The 24551-nt window shown below is 69.4% G+C and carries 19 protein-coding genes and 3 pseudogenes; 10 read left to right on the plus strand and 12 right to left on the minus strand.

Going from position 1 to position 24551, the window contains the following annotated elements:
- Window positions 1-253: 253 nt before the first annotated feature.
- A complete protein-coding gene (locus OG390_RS46255; protein ID WP_406176449.1) occupies window positions 254-664 on the minus strand; it encodes a Fur family transcriptional regulator in 411 nt (136 codons plus the stop codon).
- 178 nt (window positions 665-842) lie between these two features.
- On the opposite strand from OG390_RS46255, the pseudogene OG390_RS46260 reads away from it, so the two are divergent.
- Both OG390_RS46260 and katG read left to right on the plus strand, forming a co-directional pair.
- Window positions 843-923, plus strand: a pseudogene (locus OG390_RS46260) (transcriptional repressor); the annotation flags it as partial.
- Window positions 924-1011: 88 nt separating this feature from the next.
- Entirely contained in the window at window positions 1012-3228 is a 2217-nt protein-coding gene (gene katG / locus OG390_RS46265; protein ID WP_406176451.1) for a catalase/peroxidase HPI, read from the plus strand.
- Between the two features lie 549 nt (window positions 3229-3777).
- Here katG and OG390_RS46270 read toward each other — a convergent pair.
- On the minus strand, window positions 3778-5223 hold the full coding sequence (locus OG390_RS46270; protein ID WP_406176453.1) for a glyceraldehyde-3-phosphate dehydrogenase: 1446 nt from the start codon (window positions 5221-5223) through the stop codon (window positions 3778-3780).
- Between the two features lie 144 nt (window positions 5224-5367).
- Complete coding sequence (locus OG390_RS46275; protein WP_406176455.1) at window positions 5368-6162, minus strand: hypothetical protein; 795 nt, start codon at window positions 6160-6162, stop codon at window positions 5368-5370.
- Between the two features lie 448 nt (window positions 6163-6610).
- On the opposite strand from OG390_RS46275, the gene OG390_RS46280 reads away from it, so the two are divergent.
- Entirely contained in the window at window positions 6611-7405 is a 795-nt protein-coding gene (locus tag OG390_RS46280) for a SigB/SigF/SigG family RNA polymerase sigma factor (RefSeq protein ID WP_406176456.1), read from the plus strand.
- Window positions 7406-7567: 162 nt separating this feature from the next.
- Here the strand turns inward: OG390_RS46280 and OG390_RS46285 are convergent, their stop codons facing one another.
- From OG390_RS46285 to OG390_RS46295, 3 genes are all read right to left on the minus strand, one after another.
- The gene (locus OG390_RS46285) at window positions 7568-7891 is read right to left on the minus strand and encodes an ANTAR domain-containing protein (protein ID WP_406176458.1); all 324 of its coding nucleotides are present in this window, start codon (window positions 7889-7891) and stop codon (window positions 7568-7570) included.
- A 123-nt stretch (window positions 7892-8014) separates the two neighbouring features.
- Complete coding sequence (locus OG390_RS46290; protein WP_406176460.1) at window positions 8015-9325, minus strand: FtsX-like permease family protein; 1311 nt, start codon at window positions 9323-9325, stop codon at window positions 8015-8017.
- A 3-nt stretch (window positions 9326-9328) separates the two neighbouring features.
- A complete protein-coding gene (locus OG390_RS46295; protein WP_406178266.1) occupies window positions 9329-10111 on the minus strand; it encodes an ABC transporter ATP-binding protein in 783 nt (260 codons plus the stop codon).
- A gap of 167 nt (window positions 10112-10278) precedes the next feature.
- Here OG390_RS46295 and OG390_RS46300 point away from each other — a divergent pair, with 167 nt between their 5' ends.
- The 4 genes and pseudogenes from OG390_RS46300 to OG390_RS46315 all read left to right on the plus strand — a co-directional run.
- The gene (locus OG390_RS46300) at window positions 10279-10959 is read left to right on the plus strand and encodes an ABC transporter permease (protein WP_406176462.1); all 681 of its coding nucleotides are present in this window, start codon (window positions 10279-10281) and stop codon (window positions 10957-10959) included.
- Complete coding sequence (locus tag OG390_RS46305; protein WP_406176464.1) at window positions 10956-11627, plus strand: ABC transporter permease; 672 nt, start codon at window positions 10956-10958, stop codon at window positions 11625-11627. The genes OG390_RS46300 and OG390_RS46305 overlap by 4 nt, the downstream gene beginning before the upstream one ends.
- Window positions 11624-12362 (plus strand): annotated as a pseudogene (locus tag OG390_RS46310) (glycine betaine ABC transporter substrate-binding protein); the annotation flags it as partial. The gene OG390_RS46305 and the pseudogene OG390_RS46310, both read left to right, overlap by 4 nt.
- Window positions 12359-12834, plus strand: a pseudogene (locus OG390_RS46315) (alpha-L-rhamnosidase C-terminal domain-containing protein); the annotation flags it as partial. The pseudogenes OG390_RS46310 and OG390_RS46315, both read left to right, overlap by 4 nt.
- Here the strand turns inward: OG390_RS46315 and OG390_RS46320 are convergent.
- From OG390_RS46320 to rhaI, 6 genes are all read right to left on the minus strand, one after another.
- The gene (locus tag OG390_RS46320) at window positions 12807-13508 is read right to left on the minus strand and encodes a lactate utilization protein C (RefSeq protein ID WP_406176466.1); all 702 of its coding nucleotides are present in this window, start codon (window positions 13506-13508) and stop codon (window positions 12807-12809) included. The pseudogene OG390_RS46315 and the gene OG390_RS46320 sit on opposite strands and share 28 nt — an antisense overlap.
- Entirely contained in the window at window positions 13505-14986 is a 1482-nt protein-coding gene (locus tag OG390_RS46325; protein ID WP_406176468.1) for a LutB/LldF family L-lactate oxidation iron-sulfur protein, read from the minus strand. Before OG390_RS46325 ends, OG390_RS46320 begins: the two co-directional genes overlap by 4 nt.
- On the minus strand, window positions 14983-15738 hold the full coding sequence (locus tag OG390_RS46330) for a (Fe-S)-binding protein (protein ID WP_406176470.1): 756 nt from the start codon (window positions 15736-15738) through the stop codon (window positions 14983-14985). Before OG390_RS46330 ends, OG390_RS46325 begins: the two co-directional genes overlap by 4 nt.
- A gap of 145 nt (window positions 15739-15883) precedes the next feature.
- Window positions 15884-17320, minus strand: coding sequence for a rhamnulokinase family protein (locus OG390_RS46335; RefSeq protein ID WP_406178268.1), 1437 nt, complete (start codon window positions 17318-17320; stop codon window positions 15884-15886).
- Between the two features lie 14 nt (window positions 17321-17334).
- The gene (locus OG390_RS46340) at window positions 17335-19374 is read right to left on the minus strand and encodes a bifunctional aldolase/short-chain dehydrogenase (protein WP_406176471.1); all 2040 of its coding nucleotides are present in this window, start codon (window positions 19372-19374) and stop codon (window positions 17335-17337) included.
- Window positions 19375-19536: 162 nt separating this feature from the next.
- Window positions 19537-20697: an L-rhamnose isomerase gene (gene rhaI / locus OG390_RS46345; RefSeq protein ID WP_406176472.1), complete on the minus strand. Its 1161-nt coding sequence runs from the start codon at window positions 20695-20697 to the stop codon at window positions 19537-19539.
- A 272-nt stretch (window positions 20698-20969) separates the two neighbouring features.
- Here rhaI and OG390_RS46350 point away from each other — a divergent pair, with 272 nt between their 5' ends.
- Genes OG390_RS46350 through OG390_RS46360 form a run of 3 tightly spaced genes read left to right on the plus strand, consistent with a single transcriptional unit; the run spans window position 20970 to window position 24541 of the window.
- A complete protein-coding gene (locus OG390_RS46350) occupies window positions 20970-22487 on the plus strand; it encodes a sugar ABC transporter ATP-binding protein (protein WP_406176474.1) in 1518 nt (505 codons plus the stop codon).
- A 28-nt stretch (window positions 22488-22515) separates the two neighbouring features.
- Window positions 22516-23556 carry an ABC transporter permease gene (locus OG390_RS46355; RefSeq protein WP_406176476.1) on the plus strand — a complete coding sequence of 347 codons (1041 nt, stop codon included), beginning with the start codon at window positions 22516-22518 and terminating at the stop codon, window positions 23554-23556.
- On the plus strand, window positions 23549-24541 hold the full coding sequence (locus tag OG390_RS46360; RefSeq protein ID WP_406176478.1) for an ABC transporter permease: 993 nt from the start codon (window positions 23549-23551) through the stop codon (window positions 24539-24541). Before OG390_RS46355 ends, OG390_RS46360 begins: the two co-directional genes overlap by 8 nt.
- The last annotated feature ends 10 nt before the right edge of the window (window positions 24542-24551 follow it).

Genomic DNA, 24551 nt, shown 5'->3' on the forward strand with positions numbered 1-24551 from the left:
CGGGCGTCCTCGGCGAAGTACGTGCACGTGACCGAAGGCGTACGCCGATCCCGTGACGACGAGCCGGCGCTTCAGCGCGGTGAAGGGTCGCTCGACCGGAGCCCGTAGCCCGTAGCCCGGAGCCCGGAGCCCGGAGCCCGGAGCCCGGAGCCCGGAGTCGGGTCAGGGCGGTGTTGGCCGGCTGCTCTCAGGCGTTGCGGTGGCGGTGGGCGGCACGGTCGAGCCGGTCAGTGGCTCTCACCGCTGCGGATGTCTAGGCGCAGGACGGGCACAGGCCCCGATAGGTGACCTCGACCTCGGACACCGTGAAGCCGAAGCGTTCCTCCGCCGGGAGGTCGGCCAGTGGATTGCCGGCCGGGTGGACATCGCGGATGGTGCCGCAGTGGGAGCAAACCAGGTGCTGGTGCGGGTGGTGCGCGTTGGGGTCGTAGCGCTTGGCGCGGCCGTCGGTGGAGACCTCGGTGACCTCGCCGAAAGAGACCAGCTCGCCCAGGGCGTTGTAGACGGTCGCCCGGGAGATCTCGGGCAGCCGCAGTGCCGCACGGGCATGCACCTCGTCGGCCGTGAGATGCACATGGTCGCCGTCGAGGACCTCCGCAACGACACGCCGCTGGGAGGTCATCCGCCAGCCGCGCTCTCGCAGTCGCTCCAGCAGGTCACTCATATCTGTTCACCTATTCGGGCTCAGTTGGATACGCAAGATTTATCGGTGGACGTCCGGGTTCCGATTGGATGTGGGCTTGGCACGCTTCTTGACTTGGATTCTGTCCATCGTAGGATCGGTTCCGGCGATAGCCAAGGGACAAGAAGAATCCAGTACGGCAGGAGACAGAGACGTGAGGGACCACCTCGGCGTCGAGGCGATTGCCTCCGGGGTGCGCGATCGCGCGGGCCACACCCCCGTTCAAGTCGTGAGTGAGGCCCCTCCACGCACTCGGGGGCCTGCGCCCCGACTGTTCCACTGCCCGCAGTTCCTGAGCACCGAGATCCGCCCCGTCCGGAAGGATTCCCATGACTGAGAACCACGACGCGATCGTGACAGACCCCAAGCCGGAGGAGGCGGGTGGCTGCCCCGTCGCGCACGGGCGCGCCGCGCACCCCACCCAGGGCGGCGGAAACCGCCAGTGGTGGCCGGAGCGGCTGAACCTGAAGATCCTTGCCAAGAATCCCGCCGTGGCCAACCCGCTCGGTGAGGAGTTCGACTACGCCGAGGCGTTCAAGGGCCTCGACCTCGCGGCCGTGAAACGGGACATCGGTGATGTCCTGACGGATTCGAAGGACTGGTGGCCGGCCGACTTCGGTCACTACGGCCCGTTCATGATCCGCATGGCCTGGCACAGCGCGGGCACCTACCGCATCAGCGACGGCCGTGGCGGCGCCGGTGCCGGTCAGCAGCGCTTCGCCCCGCTCAACAGCTGGCCGGACAACGGCAACCTCGACAAGGCCCGCCGTCTGCTGTGGCCGGTCAAGAAGAAGTACGGCAAGAGCCTGTCGTGGGCCGACCTCATGATTCTCGCCGGCAACGTCGCCCTGGAGTCGATGGGCTTCAAGACCTTCGGCTTCGGCGGTGGCCGTGAGGACGTCTGGGAGTCGGAGGAGGACGTCTACTGGGGTCCCGAGACCACCTGGCTCGACGACCAGCGCTACACCGGCGACCGTGAGCTGGAGAACCCGCTCGGCGCAGTCCAGATGGGCCTCATCTACGTCAACCCGGAGGGCCCGAACGGCAACCCGGACCCGATCGCCGCGGCCCGCGACATCCGCGAGACCTTCCGCCGCATGGCGATGAACGACGAGGAGACGGTCGCCCTGATCGCGGGCGGTCACACCTTCGGCAAGACCCACGGCGCGGGTCCGGCGGACCACGTCGGCGCCGACCCCGAGGCCGCCCCGATCGAGGCCCAGGGCCTCGGCTGGAAGAGCACCTACGGCACCGGCAAGGGCGGCGACGCGATCACCAGTGGCCTCGAGGTCACCTGGACGGCCACCCCGACCCAGTGGAGCAACGGGTTCTTCAAGAACCTCTTCGAGTACGAGTACGAGCTGTCGGCGAGCCCGGCCGGTGCCCACCAGTGGGTGGCGAAGAACGCCGAGGCGATCATCCCCGACGCGCACGACCCGTCGAAGAAGAAGCTCCCGACGATGCTCACCACGGACCTCTCGCTGAAGTTCGACCCGGTCTACGAGCAGATCTCGCGTCGCTTCTACGAGAACCCCGAGGAGTTCGCGGACGCCTTCGCCCGCGCCTGGTACAAGCTGACCCACCGTGACATGGGCCCGAAGTCGCTGTACCTCGGCGCTGAGGTCCCGGGGGAGACGCTGCTGTGGCAGGACCCGCTGCCGGAGGCCGAGGGTGAGCCCGTCGACGCCACCGACGTCGCGGCCCTCAAGGTCAAGCTGCTCGACTCGGGCCTGACCGTCTCGCAGCTGGTGTCCACTGCGTGGGCCTCGGCCTCCACGTTCCGCACCAGCGACAAGCGCGGGGGTGCCAACGGCGCCCGCATCCGACTGCAGCCGCAGGCCGGCTGGGAGGTCAACGAGCCCGACGAGCTGGCGCAGGTGCTGCGTGTCCTCGAGGGCATCCAGGCGGAGTTCAACTCCGGCGCCAAGAAGGTCTCCCTCGCCGACCTGATCGTCCTCGGTGGCGCCGCCGCCGTGCAGAAGGCCGCCAAGGACGCCGGTTACGACGTCGAGGTGCCGTTCGCGCCGGGCCGCGTGGACGCCACGGAGGAGCACACCGACGCGGAGTCCTTCGCCGCGCTGGAGCCCACCGCCGACGGCTTCCGCAACTACCAGGGCAAGGGCAACCGCCTCCCGGCCGAGTACCTGCTGCTCGACAAGGCGAACCTGCTGAGTCTGAGCGCCCCCGAGCTGACCGTCCTGGTCGGTGGCCTGCGCGCCCTGGGTGCCAACCACCAGCAGACGTCGCTCGGTGTCCTCACCGGCACTCCGGGCAAGCTGACGAACGACTTCTTCGTCAATTTGCTCGACCTGGGCACGACGTGGAAGGCGACCTCGGAGGACCAGAACACTTTCGAGGGCCGCGACGACGCCACCGGCGAAGTCAAGTGGACCGGCACTCGTGCCGACCTCGTCTTCGGCTCGAACTCCGAGCTGCGCGCACTCGCGGAGGTCTACGCGAGCGACGACGCGAAGGAGAAGTTCGTGAAGGACTTCGTCGCTGCGTGGGACAAGGTCATGAACCTGGACCGGTTCGACCTCGTCTGATCACGACGTCCAGGCCGGCCCGCACGGGCCGGCCTGGACGCCCTCGGTCCGTGGGATCTCGGCGTCGTCCGCGTTTCGCGCGACGTCGAGAGGATCGAACTGGGTGGGGGAGGGGGCGCGTTCGGTTGTTTGCGCGTCGTGCCGACGAGCTGACGCCCCTTCAACCGGCTTCCCACGGGCCAGTGTTCGAAATCGTGCGCAATGGCGTGTCCCCTTGCCGCACCATGAGAGCGTGCCCGCCCGGCTTTCGAATCGGCGGCAGGACGAGCGACCGGCTTCCTCGCCGTGTGCCTCGCGGAGGGCACGGACCGTATGACGGACGCTGTGGCAGCATGACGGATGCCGTGGCCAGCCATGATCATGCGCCTGGGGTCAACCACCGCATCCGCGCCCGCCGTTCGGGGCGACAGCCGTTGGCCGACGGGGAGGGCGTCCGGAGGGAGGGCAACCGGATGCCGATCGGGATCGGTCGCCCTCTCATCGCCCGCCTCGCCCGCCCCGCCCGACCGGACACGGGACCGGTCGGTGTACCGGGTTCAGACCGCCGGTTCAGACCGCCGGGCTCGGGTACGTCGGGTACTCCACCCCGGAGACGTGCTGGACGACGCGGATGACCTGGCAGGAGTAGCCGAACTCGTTGTCGTACCACAGGTACAGAATCGCGTTGTCGCCGTCGACCTTGGTGGCGCCGGCGTCGACGATCGAGGCGTGGCGCGAGCCGATGAAGTCGCTGGAGACCGCGTCGGGGGCGGTGGTGAAGTCGATCTGGCGCTTGAGCGGCGAGGTCAGCGACACGTCGCGGAGGTAGTCCAGGACCTCCTCGCGGGTGGTCTCGCGCCCGAGCCGCAGGCTGAGGATCGCGATCGAGACGTCCGGCACCGGGACGCGGATCGAGCTGCCGGTGATCGGTGCCTTGAGGTCCGGCAGCGCCTTGGCGACGGCGGAGGCGGCACCGGTCTCGGTGATGACCATGTTGAGCGGCGCCGAGCGGCCGCGGCGGTCGGCCTTGTGGTAATTGTCCAGCAGGTTCTGGTCGTTGGTGAACGAGTGGACGGTCTCCACGTGGCCACGCAGGACGCCGTACTCGTCCGCCATCGCCTTCAGCGGCGGGACGATCGCGTTCGTGGTGCAGGAGGCGCAGGAGAGGATCTGCTCGTCCGGCTTGATCGTGTCGTGGTTGACGCCGTGCACGATGTTCGGGACGTCGCCCTTGCCCGGCGCGGTCAGGACGACCTTGTCGATGCCGGGACGCAGGTGCTGGGACAGGCCCTCGCGGTCGCGCCACTTGCCGGTGTTGTCGATGAGGATGGCGTTCTTGATGTCGTACGCCGTGTAGTCGACCTCCGACGGGTCGCCCGCGTAGATCACCTTGATCTCGTTGCCGTTGGCGATGATCGTGCTGTTCGCCTCGTCGACGGTGATCGTGCCCTGGAACTGGCCGTGGATCGAGTCGCGGCGCAGCAGTGAGGCGCGCTTGACGATGTCCTGCTCGCCGCCCTGGCGGACGACGATGGCGCGCAGCCGCAGGCCGTTGCCGGAGCCGGACTTCTCGATGAGCAGGCGGGCGACGAGACGACCGATGCGGCCGAACCCGTAGAGAACGACGTCGCGGGGCTCCCGGCACTCGATCTTGTTGGCCCCGGTGGCTCCGGCGACGGCCCCGGCGGTGAACTCCTCGACCGAGAGGCCGCGGTCGTCCGTCCGGTAGGTCGCGGCGAGCATGCCGATGTCGATCTGGGAGGGGCCGAGATCGAGCGCGGTGAGAGCTTGCAGGAACGGCAGCGTCTCGGTGACCGAGAGCTCCTCACCGGCGATCTGCCGGGCGAATCGGTGCGTCTTGAGGATGCTGACCACCGACTTGTTCACCAGGGAGCGGCTGTGAAGCAGGATCGTGACGTCCCGTTCCCGGTGCAGCTTCCCGATGAGGGGGATCATCGACTCCGCGATCTCCTCGCGGTTCTTCCAGTTGGTGAACGAGTCGTCGTTGACAGTCACAAGTTTATCTTTCGAGCTAGGCGGTGCTCATATGCTAAACGGTCGCCGTTTTGATCTTGCACGGGGTGCCGTGATCGGGTCGCATGGCCTCACCGGCCGGCCTGCGGGTCCGCACCGACCGTCCGTGCCGAAGTGAGCGTGCACCTACTGCGGGACGTCCTGGACATCGCCGCGTGACACGGCCGGATAGCCGACGAACCCGACGATGGCGACGGTCCAGGACAGGGTGACGGGCCCCAGCCCCAGGGCGAGGCCGCCGCGGGAGTGGCCGAGCGCCATCCAGTCGGCGACCGAGGCGCCGAGCGGGCGGGTGATGACGTACGCGGACCAGAAGGCGGCGACCGCGTTGAGAGCGCCCCAGCGGTGCAGGACGGCCGGGACGGCGATGGCGACGGCGTACAGGACGGCCGAGCCCGGGTAGCCGAGGCCGATCGTGGCCGAGAGGTCCCCGGCGGCGGTGCCGAGCGCGAAGGTGGCCAGCACGGTGGCCCAGTAGAAGATCTCGCGGCGGCGGGTGCGGATGCTGTGGATGGACAGCGTTCGTTCGCTCGCGTACCAGACGGCGAACACGGCGGCGAGCGCGACCATGAAGAGCGGGGTCGAGATCGTGTACGGGACACCGAGACCCACGTGCAGGACGTCGGCGGCCATCGTGCCGAACACGCTGACCATGACGATCGCCGTCCAGTAGATCCAGGCGACGTAGCGGCGGACGGTGAGTTGGAGCGCCAGTGAGGCCGCGAGGGCCAGCCCGCCGAGACCGACGGCGGGGACGGGCCCGAGCCGCTGGGCCAGGAAGTCGGAGGCCGTCTCACCCATGCCGGTGGTCAGCACCTTGATCACCCAGAAATAGACGGTGACTTCCGGAACCTTGCTCGCCAGGGCGATTGCGGAGGGGCCGGTGACGCGGCGGTGACGGGTGAGGTGCTCTGTGCTCATACCCCGCACGATGACATGACGAACTGGCATTGCCTCAGGGGTCTTTGCCATCGCTTGGGGGCCTCTGGCGCAGGAGTTGCCAAGGGCGGCGACAGGCCTGAACGCAACCTGAACACCTGAACGGATCGCCTGGTCAACGGCGTGATCCCGGTGATACGAAGAGCGGTTGCCCTGCGGTCGGCGCCACCATTCGATTGAGAGTGTCTTTCCTGATTCGAGCGCGAAAAGGAAATCGGTCACACTCCAGGGCCGGTCGATTGCCGGGTGTCACATAATTCACGAATTTGTTTGCGTGCGTTGAATCGGGGAATTTGAATTCCAGTGCTTCGGACAGCAGGCACCTCCGTGGGAGTCGGTACGCCGACTGCAGGTGTCTCCGAGCGGTCTGTGTGCGCGCACTCCCATGGTGACTGTCCACTCAACACCCCATGAGGGAGTTGTGAGCACCATGCCCGCCACGGTCAGAACGAAGCAACATCCGCACGACGACGCCCCGGACACCGCGGCCGCCTTCGTCCGATTCCACGATCTGCCCGACGGACCCGAGCGGCAGACGCTGCGCGACGAGATCGTCCGGTCCTGGTTGCCCATGGCGACGCGCATCGCGGGCCGGTACCGCGGCAGAGGTGAATCCATCGAGGACCTGAACCAGGTGGCGGCCCTCGGCCTGGTCAAGGCGGTCGACCGGTACGACCCGGCCCTGGGCAACGCGTTCGAGAGCTACGCGATCCCGACGATCACGGGCGAGATCAAGCGTCACTTCCGTGACCACATGTGGATCCTGCACGTGCCGCGCCGCGTTCAGGACCTGCGCACCCGGGTGCGCGCCGCGCTGAAGGACCTGTCCCAGACGATCCAGGGCCGACAGCCCACCGTCGCCGAGATCGCCGAGTGCGCGAACCTCGGCGAGGACGACGTACGCATCGCCCTGGAAGCCCTGGACAGCTTCGCCGCCCTCTCGCTGGACGCCGAGCTGCCGGGCAGCGAGGACGGATATGCCCTGGCGGACGCTCTCGGCGAGTTCGACGTCGGCTTCGACCTGGTCGTCGACCGTGAGGCCGTGAAGCCCGCGCTGAGCGCGCTGCCCGAGCGCGAGCGCACCATCCTGTACCTGCGGTTCTTCGGCGGTATGACGCAGAGCCTCATCGCTGAGGAGCTCGGCATCTCGCAGATGCACGTGTCCCGTCTGATCAGCAACTGCTGTGCCACGCTGCGTGAGCAGGTGCTCGCCGATGCGGCATGATTCCCGAAACGGACGGCTGCGGCTACCTGGCCGCCCGGTCGAGTCTCCTCGGGCCGGGCGGCCAGGCGGCGAGCTCACTGCCGAACCCTCCCGGGAATGGTTGGCCAGGTTCTCGCCTGTCTTCGGACTACCGGGGCGGACCCGATCCAAACACGTTTCGGGTCACGGAGTGGACGGAGGATCCGGGATCTGGGCGGGCCCGTATTTGTCGAGCGTGTCCTCGAGGACCGCGCGGATATCGGGCGCCAGATCTCCTTTCTGGCCCCAGACAATGATCATCTCCGCGATGATGCGCAGCTTGATGTTCGTGTGCTGGGACACCTCCCGCAGAACGGCCCACCCTTGATCGGGTGTCACCCGCCCGAGGGCGACCATCATGCCGATCGCCTGGTCCACGACGGCGTGCGAAGTGACGGCTTCCTTCAACTGGTCTATTTCTTCCCGCAGCTCGACGATCCGGTCCGGCTCGTTGGCGTCGTGGTTCATCGTCCCCTCCGGGATCGGGCCGCGTCCTTCGAGTACATCGTCGCCACTCGACGGGGCGCGTGCCAACGCGTGGCGGAGGGGCACCCGCTCGGGCGGGTGCCCCTCCCCGGATCGAGCATCCGGTCACTCGGCGAGTGTCACCGCCGCCACCGCGGGCGTTCGCAGGGCGCGCCGGGCCGTGATCAGGCTGGTCCCGAGTGTCACCGCCGCCGCCACCGCGACGATGGCGATCCAGATGCCAAGACCCTGGCCCGGCCATGTCGCCTCCGTACGGACCAGGGTGAACGGGAGGATTCCCGCGAGCCCGGCCAGGGTGCCGAAGAAGACCCCGGTCACCGTCAGGATCACGCCTTCGGCGCCGACCATGGAGAGCACCTGGCCCGGCGTCGCACCGGCCAGCCGCTGCTGCCCGAACTCCCGGCCGCGGTAAGTCGTGGCCGCGTACAGGGAGTTGATCAGCATGATGCAGGAGAAGACCACGATGATGCCGACGACCACGAGGTTGAGGGTCTCCAGGTTCTTGGCGTCCATGGACTTCGGCACGCCCGAGGCATCGATCGCGTCGTTCTCCACCGCCTGCATGTACAGCGTCGCCGTCGCCATGCAGGTGAACAGGATCAGCGGCATCAGGACACCGGACAGTTCGTCGGCGCGCCCGCGCATGTTCCGTACGGCCAGATAGCCGCTCGGCCCCGACAGCGGGAGCCGGTCGAGCAGCCCCTTCAGCAGCCTCGGGGACAGCAGCGCGAAGCCCACCGAGAGGAGGATCGCGCCGTACGCGGGAGGCGCCATCAGCGCGGCGTCCCGCGCGGAGAAGGCGAACGTGGAGCAGACGGCCGCGACGCCCACGGCCAGGGCCGCGTACGCGAGGAACTTCCGTGCGCCGCCCCGAGGTCGACGGCTCCGCGTCGCCCGTCGCACCGCCAGGAACGCCGCGCCCGCCGCGGCGAGCACCGTGATGTCGATGCCCGACAGGAGGGCGATGGGACCGAAGGAGTAGTCCACGGACCGCCGCACCTGGCCGCTGTCCTGGAAGACGTCCAGCAGGGCCCGCCCGCCGAGCATCGCCGGACCGATCGCCAACATGGCGCCCACCAGCGCGACCGCCACGGACTCGCCGACGACCATGCGCTTGATCTGCGCAGGAGTCGCCCCCGAGCAGCGCAACAGCTCGATCTCCGCACTCCGTTGACGGACATTCACCGTCAGCGTCGAGGCGACCGCGAAGAACACCAGCAGGGTGCCGTAGCCGCCGACGACGCCCGCCGCGGTGGACAGCGACTCCGCACTCACCGAGTCGACGCCCGGCTGCCCGGCCGTATCGTGCATCGAGTTGAACATCATGATGATCGCCGCGCCGAGGAACGCGGACAGCAGGGTCGCTGCGAAGCGCCCGGGGCGCTTGCGAATCGAGCGCAGGGCGAGAGCGAACATGACTCACACCCCCAGCAACGCGTCGTCGCCCAGGTGCGCCAGGCGCTCGGCCACGGCGTCCACCGTCGGCCCGTGCAACTCGCCCGCCAGCCGTCCGTCCGCGAGGAACACGACGGAGTCGGCGTACGAGGCGGCGACCGGGTCGTGCGTCACCATGACCACGGTCCTGCCGTGCACCCGTACCGCCTCCTGGAGCAGTCGCAGCACATCCCGCGCACTGCGCGTGTCCAGCGCGCCGGTCGGCTCGTCCGCGAAGATCACCCGAGGCTCGGTGACCAGCGCTCGGGCGATCGCCACGCGCTGACGCTGTCCTCCGGAGAGCTGGTCGGGCAGATGGCCGAGCCGGTCGCCGAGACCGACGGCCGTCAGGATCTCCCCGGCTCGCGCACGGTCGACGCGCCGACGCGCGAGCCTGAGCGGCAGGACCGTGTTCTGGGCGACGGTCAGTGTCGGCAGCAGGTTGTACTGCTGGAACACGAAGCCGATCCGACTGCGCCGGAACTTCGTCAGCTCGGCCTCGCCACCGCCCGTCATCTCCGCGCCGTCCACCATCACGATGCCGCCGTCGGGCCGGTCCAGTCCCGCCGCGCACTGCAGCAGCGTGGACTTTCCGGACCCGGAGGGCCCCATCACCGCGGTGAACGTGCCCCGCGCCAGGCTGAGCGTCACCCCGTCCAGGGCGGTCACGGCACTCTCCTCGACCCCGAACGTCTTGCTCACCTTGACCAGCCGCAGAGCCTCCGGGGCGGGTCCCGATTCGTGCGTACCTCGCGCTCGGCGAAACATCGTCATCACTCTCCGTCCGGCACGCCCTGTGCCATGCCGACGAAGCTACGGAGACAGAGGCGGGACCACATGGGGCACAGAGCCCGTATTCCGGGGTGTACTCAGCACCACCCCGTACGGGTCACCAGAACGCGCCGACCCCTGTCCGCCCCCGATGGAATGGACGCGTGACCGCGCCCCCGGACGACTGCCTCGCGCGCAACGAATGGATCTGCGGTGAGTATCTGAGCACCCGCCGCCAGATCCTCCTCGACGCGGTGGTCCAACACCTCGAGCTGACCGCGGTGTCCGTGCTCAGCGGGCTCGTCCTCGCGGTGCCGCTCGCGGTACTCGCCCGCCGCTGGGGCTGGGCCGCGGGATGCGTCCTCGGCGTCACCACGATCCTGTACACCATCCCGTCCCTGGCGATGTTCTCGCTGCTCCTGCCCCTCTACGGACTGTCGGCCGCGCTGGTCGTCGTGGGCCTCGTCCTCTACTCGCTGACCCTCCTGGTACGGAACATCCTCGCGGGCCTGCGCGCCGTCCCCGAGGAGACCCGGCAGGCCGCGCGTGGGATGGGATACGGGCCCATCCGCCTGTTGCTCACCGTGGAACTGCCGCTCGCCGTGCCGGCCGCCATGGCCGGGCTGCGGATCGCCACGGTCTCGGCCGTGTCGCTGGTCACGGTCGGCGCGATCGTCGGCTTCGGAGGGCTCGGCAACCTCATCTACGCGGGTATGAACACCTACTTCAAGGCCCAGGTCCTCACCGCCTCCGTGCTGTGCGTCGTCATCGCCGTCGCCGCCGACGTCCTCCTGCTGGGTGTGCAGCGGCTCATCACCCCCTGGACCAGAGCGGCCCGCGGATGAACACCCTGACCGAGGCCTGGGACTGGCTCACCGACTCCGCGCACTGGTCGGGTGACGACGGCATCTGGCACCGCCTCGCCCAGCATCTCGTGCTGACCGTGGTCTGCCTGGTCATCAGCTGTCTGATCGCGCTGCCCGTCGCGCTTGTCCTGGGCTACCTCGGCAAGGGCGGCGCGCTGGCGGTCAACATCTCCAATGTCGGCCGGGCGGTACCCACCTTCGCCGTGCTGGTGCTTCTGCTGCTCACCCCGATCGGGAAGTGGGGCGAGGGACCGACCGTCGTCGCGCTCGTCCTGTTCGCCGTGCCGCCCCTGCTCACCAACGCCTACGTCGGGATGCGCGAGGTCGACCGCGATGTGGTGCGGGCGGCGCGCGGGATGGGGATGACCGGGCGACAGATGTTGTTTCACGTGGAAATGCCCCTTTCACTCCCGATGGTCCTGAACGGGGTGCGGATCGCCGCCGTACAGCTCGTGGCGACCGCCACCATCGCCGCGCTCGCCGGCGGCGGAGGGCTCGGCCGGATCATCACCGCGGGCTTCAATCTGGCGAGTACGCCGCAGGTCGTCGCCGGTGCCGTCCTGGTCGCCGTGTTCGCGCTGATCGTCGAGGGGATCTTCGAGCTCGCCGAGCGGCTGGCTCCGCACTGGGCGAGGGGCTCGCGGTGAGGCGACGCATCGCACTGGTGTCCTTGGTCCTCGTGAGCGCTTGCACCACCGGCCCCTCCCTGGAGACCCGGGGCGCGGTCACCGCGTCGCCCGGCGACAGCAAGCACCTGACCATCGGCTCGGCCGGCTCCACCGAGAGCGACCTGCTCGCCCAGATGTACGCGTTGCTGCTGAACCAGGCCGGCTACAAGACGTCCCTGCTCACCGTCGCCAACCGCGAACTGTACGAACCGGCCCTGGAATCCGGCCGGATCGACGTCGTCCCCGAGTACGCGGCCACCTTCGCGGACTGGCTGAACGCCAAGACCAACGGCTCCGACGCACCCCCCCGCCGGCTCACCCGACCTGGACGCGACGATGGCCGGGCTGCGCAAGCCGGCCACGCCTCGCGGCCTCACCGTCCTCGCCCCCGGCAGCGCCGTCGACCAGAACGCCTTCGCCGTGACCGAGGCGTACGCGCGCCGGCATCACCTCAAGACGCTCAGCGACCTCGGCAAGTCGGGTCTGAAGGTGCGGCTCGCGGCGGGCGACGAGTGTGTGCAACGGCCGTACTGCGAACCCGGGTTGAAGAAGACGTACGGCATCGACATCACCGCCGTCGACCCGAAGGGCGTCGGCAACACCCAGGCGAAGCGGGCCGTGCAGAACGGCCAGGACCAGATGGTGCTGACCACCACGACGGACGCGACCCTGGACGACTTCGGGCTCGTCCTGCTGGCCGACGACCGGCATCTGGCGCCACCACCGTCTGGGAGCGCTGGAACTCGTACTCGAAGGAGGACGGTTTCGGACCGGTCGAGATGAACTCGTTCAACCACTACTCCTACGGCGCGATCATGGAGTGGATGTACGAGGACATGGCCGGTATCGCGAAGGACCCGGCCCATCCCGGGTTCAAGCACTTCCTGCTCAAGCCGCACACGGACCCGGCCGGGAAGATCACTCAGGTGGCCGGTTCACACGTCTCCCCCTACGGCGAGATCTCAGCGAGTGGACGGTGCGGGACCGGACGCTGACCTACCGGGCAGTGGTCCCCGCGAACAGCGAGGCGACGCTGCGCCTCCCGACCACCGACCCCGCCACTGTCCGTGCGGGCAGAACGCCGCTGGCCCGGGTTCCCGGTGTCGAGTTCCTGGGCTTCGACCATACGGTGGCGCCCTACCGGCTGCCGTCCGGCGGCTACGACGTGACGTCCGCCCTGGGCTGATCGCTCACCAGCACCACCTCCAGGGTGCGCGGACCGTGCACCCCCTCGACCCGGTCCAGCTCGATGTCACTGGTCGCCGACGGCCCGGAGATCCAGGTCAGCGGGCGGGTCGGGTCGAGGCGCTCCAGGGCCTGGGGCACGGAGGGGACCACCTGGTCGGGGACGCGGACGACACAGATGTGGTGGTCGGGGACGAGGGTGATGCGGCGGCGACCCTGGTCGGGGCCGCCGTCCAGGACGATGGTGCCGGTCTCGGCGATGGCCACGGTGCAGGCGGTGACGACGCTGTCGACGCGGTCCAGTTCGGCCGGGGTGCTCTGGGCGCGGTCGTGTACGCGCGTCGCATCCACGGCCTTGAGCCAGTGCGGCGGCAGATCCGGCGGGACGAGGACTGTTCGCGTGCCCCGCTCGGCGAGCAGCCGCATGAGCAAGTCGGACAGCTCGTCGTCGGTGGTGCGATGCACGACCGCCCGATAGTCCGCCAGGTTCTCGGCGAGCAGATCCACCGTCTCTGCGACACTCCGCGCACCGTGCTCGCGCAGATAACTCCGGTCAATGGCCTGCTCGTACTGGGGGTACCTCCCAGGCCTTTCAGGCACTGGGGGAGTGTCGTCCTGTCGTACGTCCGCGATCGCGCGCCGCACCCGGCCCAGGATCAGATCCCTGCTGCTCACTTCGAGTCCGCCTTCTTTCCGCCCTGCGTACGCTGCCACCAGTCGCGGAACGGCTCCGCGGGCACCGTCGGCAGATCACGGCTCGCACTCCACGCCCGGCCGGGGCCCGGCAGCGTCCGAGGATGGAAGCGGCGCGTCCGTGACGCGAGCCGCTGGCCGGCCAGCAGCGCGCCGGGATGGCTGAACGCCCAGCGGGCCGCGCGCATCGCCGCCCGCTCGGCGGCATGTCCCTTCGCGGGCTTGAGGACGACCTTGTTGCCGTCCCGCGTCGTCCGACCGCCCTGGGCAACCCGTTCCCGCAGGTGGACGAGGACTTCCGGGATGTCGATGGCGACCGGGCAGACCTCGTAGCAGGCGCCGCACAGCGAGGAGGCGTACGGGAGGGAGGCGTCGATCTCGCTCTGTGTGCCCCGGAGTTGGGGGCTGAGGATGGCGCCGATCGGGCCCGGGTAGACCGAGCCGTACGCGTGGCCGCCCGCCCGCTCGTACACCGGGCAGACATTGAGACACGCCGAGCAGCGGATGCAGCGCAGCGCCTGGCGGCCGACCTCGTCGGCGAGCGTGTCGGTGCGGCCGTTGTCGAGGAGGACCAGGTGGAAGGTCCGGGGTCCGTCCTCGTCCGTGGTGCCGGTCCAGGTCGAGGTGTACGGGTTCATGCGCTCGGCCGTCGAGGAGCGCGGGAGGGTCTGGAGGAAGACCTCCAGGTCCTGCCAGGTCGGCACGATCTTCTCGATGCCGACGACCGAGATCAGGGTCTCCGGGAGCGTCAGGCACATCCGGCCGTTGCCCTCCGACTCGACGACGACCAGGGTGCCGGTCTCGGCGACCATGAAGTTGGCGCCGGAGATGCCGACCTTGGCCCGCAGGAACTTCTCCCGCAGGTGGAGCCGGGCGGCCTCGGCCAGCTCGGCGGGCGTGTCGGTCAGACCCTCGGGCGCCGGGCGGCCCCACTCGCCCATCTCCCGGGCGAAGATGTCCCGGATCTCGCCACGGTTGCGGTGGATCGCCGGGACGAGGATGTGGGACGGCCGGTCCTTGCCCAACTGGACGATGAGTTCGGCGAGATCGGTCTCGTAGGCGTGGATGCCCTTCTCGAGAAGGGCCTCGTTGAGACCGATCTCCTGTGTCGCCATCGACTTGACCTTGACGACCTCCGTCTCGCCCGTCGCCTTCACGAGGTCGGCGACGATCCGGTTGGCCTCGTCGGCGTCGGCCGCCCAGTGCACGGTGCCGCCGGCCGCGGTGACGGACTCCTCCAACTGGACCAGGTAGCGGTCGAGATGACGGAGGGTGTGGTCCTTGATCTGCTTGCCCGCCTCGCGCAGCGCGGCCCAGTCGGAGACCTCCGCGACCGCCTTGGCGCGCTTGCTGCGGATCGTGTGGGTGGCGTGACGCAGATTGCCGCGCAGGGTGGCGTTGTGCACCGCTTCGTGCGCGGCTTCGGGGAAGGCCGGCATCCCGACGAAGGTCCCGCTCATACCAAGGGCTCCTCTTCCGTGCTCGCCAGGATCTGCGCGATGTGGACGGGCCGCATGCCCGTGTTGAGGCGGCCCATCGTGCCGCCGATGTGCATCAGACAGGAGTTGTCGGCCGCGCACAGCACATCGGCACCCGTCGACTCGGCGTTGCGCACCTTGTCGGCGCCCATCGCCGCGGAGACATCGGAGTTCTTGACGGCGAAGGTGCCGCCGAAGCCGCAGCACTCGTCGGCGCCGGGCAATTCGCGCAGCTCAAGTCCCTTGACGGCCTGGAGCAGTCGGCGCGGTCGGTCGCCCAGGCCGAGGCTGCGCAGCCCGTGACAGGTGGGGTGGTAGGTCACCGTGTGCGGGTAGTACGCGCCCACATCGGTCACGCCGAGCACGTCCACCAGGAACTCGGTGAGCTCGTACGTCTTCGGCACGACCGGAGCCAGCGTCGTGGCCAGTGTGTCGCCGCGACCCTCGGCGCGCGCCCGTTCACCCATGCGCGGATACAGCTCCCGCACCATGGCCCCGCACGATCCGGACGGTGTCACGATTGCCTCGTACTCCCCGAATACATCGGAGAAATGTCGGGAGAGCGGTTCGGCCTCGTGGCGATACCCGGTGTTGTAGTGCGCCTGCCCGCAACACGTCTGTGCCCTCGGGAAGTCGACGTCCACGCCCAGCCTGGTCAGCAGTTTCACCACGGCGCGGCCGGTGTCCGGATACAGCGTGTCGTTGACACAGGTCAGGAACAGGGCGACACGCATCGCAGCTCCTTGTTCTCGATCATCGGATGAGTGCTGGGGCACCCCACACGCGTTCAGCGTAGTGGGGGAGTACGCGGCGGGCGCGCGCCAGGGGGGGGTCCCCGCTCACGGACGGGTGAGTCGGGCGCGCCTCCGGAGCCCCCGCTCACGGAGGGGCGAGCCGGTCCCCGGCGGCGCGCCACGCCGCCGTGTCACCTCGGGGCTCGTATCGCTTCAACGGCTGCGTATCGGCGAGGAGTCGCCGCATCGACGTACGGTCGCCCACCAGGCCGTGCGCCCGGGCCTGGACGAGGACATTGCCGAGTGCGGCCGCCTCCGCGGGGCCCGCCACGACCGGCAGGCCGCAGGCGTCGGCGGTGAGCTGGCACAGCAGGGCGTTGCGGGCGCCGCCGCCGACGATGTGCACGACGTCGACCGGGTGGTCGGCGAGGGACTGGGCCGAGCCGATCGCGCGGTGATGGGCGAGCGCGAGGGAGTCGAGAATGCAGCGCGTCACCTCGGCGGGCGACTCGGGCACCGGCTGCCCCGACTTCCGGCAGGCGTCGGCGATCCGGGCGGGCATCCGGCCCGGCGCCAGGAACCCTGCGTCGCCGGCGTCCACGACGGACCGCAGCGGCGTCACCTCGGCGGCGGCCGACAGTAGATCCCCCAGGTCGGGGTGCCCCCATGCGCGTACGCACTCCTGCAGCAGCCACAGCCCCATGATGTTACGCAGATAGCGGACGGTGCCGTCGAGGCCCAGCTCATTGGTGAAGTTGGCCGCCCGGCTCGCCTCGGTGAGCACCGGCGCGTCCAGCTCCAGGCCCGCCAAGGACCAGGTGCCGGTGCAGATGTACGCGAACCGCTCCCCGGTGGCGGGCACGGCTGCCACCGCCGAGGCGGTGTCGTGCGAACCGACCGTGGTCACCGGGACCGGGCCGGACAGCCCGGTCTCCGCCAGCACATGCGGCCTGAGCAGCCCCGCCGGGTCGCCGGGGCGGCGCAGCGGCGCGAACAGCTTCAGGTCGATGCCGAGCCGCTCTGCGATGTCGTACGACCAGTCGCCGGTACGCGGGTCGATCAACTGGGTGGTCGAGGCGTTGGTGAGCTCGGTGCCCTCCTCGCCCGTGAGCCAGTACGTCAGCAGATCGGGGATGAGCAACAGCCGTTCGGCGGAGGCGAGTTGCTGCGTCGAGCGGGCCGCTGTCAGCTGGTACAGCGTGTTGAAGGGTGCGTACTGGAGGCCGGTCGCCGCATACAGTTCGGCGGCGGGCACGGTCGCCCACACCTTCTCGGCGACGCCCTCCGTACGCGCGTCGCGGTAGTGCACCGGGTTGCCGAGCAGCGCCCTGTCCGCGTCCAGCAGGCCGTAGTCCACGGCCCAGCTGTCGATGCCTGCCGAGTCGACCTGCCCGGCCGCCCGCAGACCGTCGAGGACACCGGCGTACAGGGAAAGAATGTCCCAGCGCAGTCCCTCGGGGGTCCGGACCGGCCGGTTCGGGAAGCGGTGTGCCTCGGTGAGTTCCAGGGTGTCGGGACCGACACGGCCGACCATGACGCGTCCGCTGGACGCGCCGAGGTCGACCGCGGCGTACGACTTCACAGCGGTCACCCGCGTCACCGAAGGAACGCGGCGGCGACGCCGGCGTCGACCGGGACATGCAACCCCGTGGTGTGCGTCAAGTTCCCGCCCGTCAGGGCGAACACCGCGTTCGCGACGTGCTCCGGCAGTACTTCACGCTTCAGGATCGTCCGCTGGGCGTAGAACTCGCCCAGCTTCTCCTCCTCGATGCCGTACGTCGCCGCCCGCTGCGCTCCCCAGCCGCCCGCGAAGATCCCCGAGCCGCGGACCACCCCGTCGGGGTTGACGCCATTGACCCGGATCCCGTGCTCGCCCAACTCGGCGGCCAACAGGCGCACTTGGTGGGCCTGGTCGGCCTTGGTGGCGGAGTAGGCGATGTTGTTCGGCCCGGCGAAGACCGCGTTCTTGGACGCGATGTAGACGACGTCGCCGCCCAGCTCCTGGGCGATCATCACCCGGGCCGCCTCGCGCGAGACGAGGAAGGAACCGCGGGCCATGATGTCGTGCTGGAGGTCCCAGTCGCGGACGGAGGTCTCGAGCAGGGGCTTGGAGATGGAGATGCCGGCGTTGTTGACCACCAGGTCGACTCCGCCGAAGGCGAGTACCGCCGCCTTGAACGCCTCGGTGATCTGCTCTTCGGACGTCACGTCGACGGTGACGGCCACGGCCTTGTCGGGACCGCCCAGCGCCGAGGCGACGTCGGCCGCGTTCTCCGCGTTGAGGTCCGCGACCACCACGCACGCACCCTCGGCCACCAGCCGCTCGGCGATCGCCTTGCCGATGCCGCTGCCCGCGCCCGTCACCAGCGCCACCCGCGTCGCGAGCGGCTTGGGCCTCGGCATCCGCTGGAGTTTGGCCTCCTCGAGAGCCCAGTACTCGATGCGGAACTTCTCCGACTCCTCGATCGGCGCGTACGTCGAGACGGCCTCGGCATCGCGCATCACGTTGATCGCGTTGACGTAGAACTCGCCCGCCACGCGTGCGGTCTGCTTGTCCTTGCCGAAGGAGAACATGCCGACACCCGGCACGAGCACGATCGCCGGGTCCGCGCCGCGCATCGTGGGGGAGTCGGGCAGGGCATGCCGCTGGTAGTAGGCGGCGTACTCCTCGCGGTACTCGGCGTGCAGCTCCTTCAGCCGGGTGATCGCCTCGTCCAGGCCGGTGGCCGGCGCCAGGTCCAGCACGAGCGGCCTGACCTTCGTCCGCAGGAAGTGGTCCGGGCAGGAGGTGCCGAGCGCCGCGAGACGCGGGTGCTCGGCGCGGGCGAGGAAGTCCAGGACGACATCGGAGTCGGTGAAGTGTCCGACCTGCGGGCGGTCCTGGGAGGCGATGGCCCGGATGTACGGCGCCAGCGCCGCGGCCCGCTCCCGGCGGTCCGTCTCGGGCAGCGCTTCGTACCCCTCGACGACGGGCCCGAACGGCTCCGTCTTGCCGCGCTCGGCGAGGAAGGTCTCGGCGGTGCGGATGATGTGCAGCGAGTTACGCTCGCACTCCTCGGCTGTGGCACCCCACGCGGTGATGCCGTGCCCGCCGAGGACGCAGCCGATCGCCTGCGGGTTGGCCTCCTTGACCGCCGCGATGTCCAGACCGAGCTGGAAACCGGGCCGGCGCCAGGGCACCCACACCACGCTGTCCCCGAAGCACTCGGCGGTCAGCTTCTCCCCGTCGGCCGCGCAGGCGAGCGCGATCCCGGAGTCGGGGTGAAGGTGGTCGATGTGCGGCGCGTCCACCAGTCCGTGCATCGCCGTGTCGATGGATGGCGCCGCGCCGCCCTTGCCGTGCAGGCAGTAGTCGAACGTGGCGACCATCTCGTCCTCGCGCTCGACGCCCGGGTAGACGTCCCTCAGCGCCAGCAGCCGGTCCAGCCGCAGCACGGCCAGTCCCGACTCGGTGAGCGTGCCGAGGTCGCCGCCCGACCCCTTGACCCACATCAGCTCGACATCACCGCCGGTCACGGGATCGGTGTCGGTGCCCTTCGCGGAGGCGTTGCCGCCCGCGTAATTGGTGTTGCGGGGATCGGCGCCGAGCCGGTGCGACCGGGCGAGGAGGGCGGCGGCTTCGGGATGGGGTGCCATGGTCCTGGTCCTTTAGAAGAGTGTGTACGTGTAAAGGGGGCTCAAGGGAGCGCGCCTCAGGGGTGCGGGGCCGTGACCTGTGCGGCTCCGCCGCGTGGGCGCGGCCGGCCCACTAGGGCCGCAGCCCGCGACCGGCCGCATCGGGCAGACGTGACCCAGCAGTCACGCCCCCCAACCCGCCTGCTGCCCACCCACCCGCTCGGAGGCGATCTTGTCCGCGTGGCCGGACCGGTGGTACGCGGCGACCGGATCGGGGTCCAGCCCGAGCTCGGAGCGCACCTGGGCCAGCAACGGCCGCACGTCGGTGTTGTAGGCATCCATGACCACGGCGTTCGCGGCCAGCACGTCCCCGCTCCGCTGGGCCTCGGCGAGCGCGGCGCGATCGACGAGGAGAGCCTTGGCCGTGGCCTCCTGGACGTTCATGACCGAACGAATGATCGCCGGGATCTTCGCCTCGATGTTGTGGCACTGGTCGAGCATGAACGCCACGCCCGGCGTGAAGCCGCCGCCCCGGATCACCTCGTACATGATCCGGAACAGCTGGAAGGGGTCGGCGGCGCCGACCATCAGGTCGTCGTCGGCGTAGAAGCGGGAGTTGAAGTCGAAGCCCCCGAGTTTCCGCTCGCGCAGCAGCGTGGCGACGATGAACTCGATGTTGGTGCCGGGGGCGTGGTGCCCGGTGTCGACGACGACCTGGGCCTTGGGGCCGAGCTTGAGGCAGTGCGCGTACGCCGTGCCCCAGTCGGGGACGTCCGTCGTGTAGAAGGCGGGCTCGAAGAACTTGTACTCCAGGAGCATCCGCTGGTCGTCACCGAGCCGCTCGTACACGAGCGCCAGCCCCTCGGCGAGCCGGTCCTGGCGCTCACGGATGTCGTCCTGGCCGGGATAGTTCGTGCCGTCCGCGAACCACAGTTTCAGGTCCTTGGACCCCGTCGCGTCCATGATGTCGACACACTCGAACAGGTGATCAAGAGCCTTGCGGCGCACCGCGGCGTCCGGATGGCAGATGGAGCCCAGCTTGTAGTCGTCGTCCTGGAAGGTGTTGGAGTTGATCGTGCCCAGCTTCAGGCCGCGCTCCTGCGCGTGCTTCGCGAGCGCCGCGTAGTCGTCGGCCTTGTCCCAGGGGATGTGCAGCGCGACGGTCGGCGCGGCACCCGTGTAGGCGTTCACCTGCGCGGCGTCGTCGAGTTTCTCCTGAGGCGTGCGCGGCACTCCAGGCTGAGCGAACACCTTGAATCGGGTCCCCGAATTCCCGTACGCCCATGACGGCGTCTCGACGGCCTGGGTCTTGAGCGCGGTCTTCACCGCGGCGAGCTCGGTCACTTCGGGGCTCCTACGACTTCGGTTCTGAAAAGGACTTCTTGAAGAGTTCAGTCTGAAACGATTCAGCAGGCCGAAGCTATGAGCCGCCCGTAGGGCTGTCAAGCCCCCATGCGAAGACCGCTCTCCGTGACTCGGTTGTGACCTTTGGCTATCGAAAATTTCGACCCGTACCCATTGACGTGACCTGGGCTGCGTGCCTAACGTCCCGGCAACCTAGTTGAAACCTTTCACGACGTCGTGGGGCCTTCAGCCCGCGTCGTTGAGGAGCTCCCATGACCCACCCGTCCGATACGGGTCCGGCCCCCGTGCTGGCGCTCAAGGACATCTCGAAGTCCTTCGGCGCCGTACGTGCCTTGCGGGACGTGTCCCTGGAACTGTTTCCCGGCGAAGTGCACGCACTCGCCGGAGAGAACGGCGCGGGCAAGTCGACCCTCATCAAGACGCTCGCCGGCGTGCACCGACCGGACGCCGGTCAGGTGCTGCTGGACGGCGAACCCACCGTCTTCCACGGTCCCGCCGACGCCCGCGACGCGGGCATCGCGGTGATCTACCAGGAGCCCACACTCTTCCCCGACCTGTCGATCGCCGAGAACATCTTCATGGGCCGCCAGCCCCGGCGGGCCCTCGGCCGCATCGACCACAAGGCCACCCACGCCGCGACCGCCGCCCTGATGAAGCGCCTCGGAGTCGAACTCGACCCCGACCGTCCGGCGCGCGGCCTGTCCATCGCCGACCAGCAGATCGTCGAGATCGCCAAGGCGCTCTCCTTCGACGCCCGCGTCCTGATCATGGACGAGCCGACCGCCGCCCTCACCGGCAGTGAGGTGGCCCGCCTCTTCGGCGTCGTCCGCACCCTGCGCGAGCAGGGCTCGGCGGTGCTGTTCATCTCGCACCGCCTGGAGGAGATCTTCCGGATCTGCCAGCGGGTCACGACGCTGCGCGACGGTGCCTGGATCGCCAGCGAACCGCTGGACGGCATGACCGAGGACGACCTCGTACGCCGGATGGTCGGCCGCGACCTCGACGAGCTGTACCCCAAGCAGGAGGTCGAGGCGGGCTCGGTCGCACTGAGCGTGCGCCGCCTGACCCGCGAGGGCGTCTTCACGGACGTCTCCTTCGACGTCCGGCGCGGCGAGATCGTCGGTCTCGCCGGGCTGGTGGGCGCCGGGCGCACGGAGGTCGCCCGGGCCGTCTTCGGCGTCGACCGCTGGGACGCCGGTGAGGTCGAAGTCGACGGCAGGACACTGACCAACGGCGCGCCCTCGACGGCCATGGCCGCCGGGCTCGCCCTCGTCCCGGAGGACCGGCGCGCCCAGGGCCTCGTGATGGACATGTCCATCGAGCGCAACATCGGCCTGACCGGGCTGCGTACGACGGTCAAGGCGGGCCTGATGGACCGCGGCGCCGAACGCAGCCGCTCCCTCGACTGGGCGGTCAAGCTCCAGGTGAAGTACGCCCGGATCGCCGACACCGTCTCCACGCTCTCCGGCGGCAACCAGCAGAAGGTCGTCCTCGCCAAGTGGCTCGCCACCGGCCCCAAGGTACTCATCGTCGACGAGCCGACCCGCGGCATCGACGTCGGTACGAAGGCCGAGGTGCACCGGCTGCTCAGCGAGTTGGCCGCCGACGGGGTGGCCGTCCTGATGATCTCCTCCGATCTGCCCGAGATCCTCGGCATGGCGGACCGCGTGCTCGTCATGCACGAGGGGCGGCTCACCGCCGAGATCCCACGCTCCGAAGCGACCGAGGAAACCGTGATGGCCGCAGCCACCGGGAGGGCCGTCGCATGACCACCACGATCATTGAGAGGGCCGCCGCATGACGGTGACCGCACCCAACCCCGCCCCCGCCGCCGAGGTGCCCAAGTCGAGCGGCACCCGGCTGGTGGACCGCGTCTTCAAGATGCGCGAACTCGCCATCCTCGTCGTCTTCCTGGTGATGATCGCCACCACCCAGATGGGCAACAGCCAGTTCCTTTCCGAACAGGGCATCAAGGACCTGCTGCTGAACGCGACCATCCTGGTGCTGGTCGCCACGGGTCAGTCGCTGGTCGTGATCACCCGGAACGTCGATCTGTCGGTCGGCTCGACGCTCGGCATCAGCGCCTTCGCCGCCGGCATCTATCTGCAGGGCGGCGGAAACCCCGTCGTCGCCGTCTTCCTCGCGGTGCTGCTCGGCATCGGCTGCGGACTGGTGAACGGGCTGCTCGTCAGCCTCGGTCAGGTACCCGCGCTCGTCGTCACCCTCGGCACGCTCTACATCATCCGCGGCATCGACTCCATCTGGGTCGGCTCCCGGCAGATCACCGCGGCCGACCTCCCGGGCAGCTTCGTCGACTTCGGCTCCGGCGGCATCTCGGCCGTCCCGTATCTCGCGCTGATCGCGCTGGCGGTGCTGCTGGTCACCGCGTACTACCTCAAGCACTTCGGCAGCGGCCGCGAGCTGTACGCGCTCGGCTCCAACCCGGAGGCCGCGCGGCTCGCCGGCATCCCCGTCCGCAAGCGGATCCTGACCGCGTACGTGGTCTGCGGGGGCCTCGCCGGGCTCGCGGGCGCCATGTATCTCGCCCGTTTCGGCAACGTCGACTCCGGCACGAGCAACGGCTACGAACTGACCGTCGTCAGTGCGGTCGTGGTCGGCGGTGTCGTCTTCACCGGCGGCTCCGGCAGCGTCTACGGCGCCGCGCTCGGCGCGCTGCTGCTCACCTCCATCAACAGCGTGCTGCCCGCCCTCGGCGTCAGCTCCGTCTGGGTGCTCGCCATCAACGGCATCCTGCTCATCCTCGCCATCGCGGTCGACCGGGTCGTCGCGCTGCGCGTGGCCTCCGCACTGAAGAAGAGGAACGCCCGCCATGGCTGACTCGCCCCTCGCGCGCGCCGTCCGCTGGGACACGGTCGTCGGCGCCCTCCTCATCGTCCTGCTGCTGTTCTCCTTCGGCTTCGTAGACGGCTTCGGCAACGCCCTCAACCTCTCGTTCCTGATCGGCAACACGCTGCCGATCGCGCTGATCGCCCTGCCGATGACGCTGCTCGTGGTGGCCGGCGAGATCGACCTCTCGGTCGCGTCCACCGCAGGACTGTCCGGTTCGGTGATGGGCGCCCTGTGGAACCAGGGCATGTCGATCGAGACGATCATTCCGCTGTGTCTGCTCCTGGGCGTGGTGTGCGGGCTGGTCAACGGCCTGCTCGTGACCCGGCTGGGGCTGCCGTCCCTCGCCGTCACCATCGGCACGCTCGCCGCCTACCGGGGCATCGCGCAGATCGTGCTCGGCTCGGACGCGGTGACCGACTTCCCCACCCAGTACCAGGACTTCGCCGCCGGACGCATCGGGAACACCTTCCTCCCGCAGGCCTTCCTGCCCTTCCTGGTACTGCTCGCCATCGCGGTGGTCGTCCTGCACGCCACCGCGTTCGGGCGCTCGGCCTTCGCGATCGGCGCGAACGAGGAGGCCGCGCGATTCGCCGGCATCCGCGTCAAGCGGCAGAAGCTGTTCCTGTTCGTCGCCACCGGCTTCATGGCCGCCCTGACCGGCGTGTTCTGGGCGCTGCACTACGCCAGCGCCCGCTACGACAACGCCACCGGCCTCGAACTCTCCGTCGTCGCGGCCGTGCTGCTCGGCGGCATCGACTTCGACGGCGGCAAGGGCACGCTCGGCGGCGCGATCGCGGGAGTGTTCCTGCTCGGCGCGCTGCAGAACGTGATGAGCCTGCTGAACGTCTCCGCGCAGTCGCAGATCGTCGTCACCGGCGTGCTGCTCGTCGTCTCCGTACTCGGCCCCCGGGTCGCGCGGCAGATCTCCGTAACGAGGGCGGGCCGCAGAGCCGCCTCGACTCCGGCGTCGTGACTCCCACCCG

This window comes from Streptomyces sp. NBC_00996 (assembly GCF_045162675.1).
Lineage (GTDB): Bacteria > Actinomycetota > Actinomycetes > Streptomycetales > Streptomycetaceae > Streptomyces.